The 2033-nt window shown below is 29.1% G+C and carries 3 protein-coding genes; all 3 read right to left on the reverse strand.

Translation table 11 applies throughout. The features are described 5' to 3' along the window. Positions 1 to 74: 74 nt before the first annotated feature. Positions 75 to 566, reverse strand: a complete 492-nt coding sequence (locus tag G5B32_RS16760; RefSeq protein WP_165292639.1) for a hypothetical protein — start codon at positions 564 to 566, stop codon at positions 75 to 77. Positions 567 to 803: 237 nt separating this feature from the next. Next, positions 804 to 1448: a TetR/AcrR family transcriptional regulator gene (locus G5B32_RS16765; RefSeq protein WP_165292640.1), complete on the reverse strand. Its 645-nt coding sequence runs from the start codon at positions 1446 to 1448 to the stop codon at positions 804 to 806. Between the two features lie 158 nt (positions 1449 to 1606). After that, positions 1607 to 2033 (reverse strand): site-specific integrase (locus G5B32_RS16770; protein ID WP_165292641.1); only part of this gene is annotated, 427 nt, incomplete at its 5' end.

Genomic DNA, 2033 nt, shown 5'->3' on the forward strand with positions numbered 1-2033 from the left:
TTTTGATTTGTATTTAATTATCTTTAACAAAGAAAGTATGTTTATTTTAAGAATTATCATTGATTTCATTACAACTATTCATTTTTAATTGGAACCTCCAATATTCCATCAAACAATAATTGCATTGGTTTATGATCAGTATATAAACTATCTTTTTTAAAGTTTAATGAAAAGCGTATACCAACTCTATTCGGTTCAGTTGATGTTGTGTAACTCATAAGTTCAAACGAGTTTATTTTTGTACTATCAATGCTATAAGCATTTTTAATGGATGCACAATGTTCGCAATTAGATTCAATCAATTTAGCTGAATAAAAATCCTGAATCCCCATTCTTTCAATATCTTTTTTGAATGCTATTGTTAAACGCTCGTTATTTTCCCCATAAGCAACTATGAATTGCATGCTATCAGGCGAGTGATAAAAACCATTTGCCGATTTAGCATTCCAAAAATTATTATCCTTAAAAACTCGGGATAAAAATTCTGAATCTTTTTGAATTTTATTTTCTTGTTTGCTACATCCAATTAATAATGACACCAAGCAAATTATTGATAAATACTTCATATGTAATTTTTTAATTTAACCTGTTATAACTTTCTCATTTTCTAATTTGATAACTTTTAATATCATCTTTAGGTTAAAGTTATAAATTTCCCACCAAATAGTGGGAAAATTATAAAGATTTTTACATCATTTTTTAATTAGAGAATAAACATGAATTTTTATTCTCTTTGATCAAAACCAAACTCTAGATTTAAGCAATAATTTGAAAGTTTGAATCTTACAATCCTTATTATGAAATCACGGAGAATTAGGTCCAGAAAGTAATTTTTGCATAGTATCTAATATCTTATCTTTTCCATTTTGGGTGGAGAAATCAATACCGCACATTGTACTTCCATTATTTTCTGAATGTAGAACCATATAGTAAATTGCAGAAATAAATATGGCCATCGTTGCTCGAACATCAATATTCTTTTCTTTTAATGATTCTTCTGCCTCCTGCAATATTTTTTCTCCCAAGACTTCTCTTTGGTCAGTCAAAACTCGTATTGTAGGATTTTTTTCACTAAGTCCCCATAAAACAATCTTCTGCATTTCTTCAGAATTTGAAAAATACTCTAGGTTATTTTTTAAAATTTCGAAAAGAGCTTTTTCATTGAAAGCTTTTCTGTCGGCACCATTATCTTCAATCTTTTGAATCTTCAATTCTTTCCAGTAGTCCACTTGATTCAAATATGCTGTCACCAATCCATCTAAACCACCAAAATAATCATAGATAGCTTTTTTCGAAACTCCTGAAACTCTTTCAATTTTATTGATCCTGATATTTTGAAATCCCTCTTTCACGATAACTTTTCCTACAGCATTTATTAATTTCTGTTTAGTCTTTTCCTTATCATAGAGAAGTTTTTGCTTCCCATTTGCTATATTATTGGATTTCATTTTTTGATTTTAATTTATAAAAAATAAATAAATAAAATTGAGGGTACTAAAAATTTTTAAATATGCAATAAACTTAAATAGTAATTATTCATTTAGATGATTTCCATTCAGATTGAGATTTCAAAATTCTTCGAAGTTTTAAAAAAAGTATTATACATTCAAACCTGTTCGAGCTTAACCACAAGATTTTCCATATCCTTACTAATTCTATTATCTAATAATTTCGCGTAATGTTGTGTTGTGCGGATATCGAGATGGCCAAGCATCTTGGAAACCGTTTCAATCGGAACTCCATTTGCGAGTGTAATCGTGGTAGCAAATGTATGCCTTGCAATATGGAAAGTCAGCTCTTTAGTTATTCCACACAAATCAGCAATTTCTTTGAGATAACTGTTCATTTTTTGATTGCTCAATATGGGTAATGATTGCCCGTAAGATTCACATGGTGGATAATCTCGATATGACTCTAGGATTTCAAGTGCTTTTGGAAGTATCGGAATAGAAGAAAGTGTATTCGTCTTTTGTCTGTTGATCTTTATCCATAATCGATTGTCAATCCCTATCTCAATATTTCGTTTGGTTAAT

Source organism: Sphingobacterium sp. SGL-16, from assembly GCF_011043515.1.
In the GTDB taxonomy this organism is placed as follows: domain Bacteria; phylum Bacteroidota; class Bacteroidia; order Sphingobacteriales; family Sphingobacteriaceae; genus Sphingobacterium; species Sphingobacterium litopenaei.

Excerpts from the sequence above, each read along its gene's own strand:
- G5B32_RS16760 (WP_165292639.1), bottom strand. The coding sequence starts at position 566 with ATGAAGTATTTATCAATAATTTGCTTGGTGTCATTATTAATTGGATGT.
- G5B32_RS16765 (WP_165292640.1), bottom strand. The coding sequence starts at position 1,448 with ATGAAATCCAATAATATAGCAAATGGGAAGCAAAAACTTCTCTATGAT.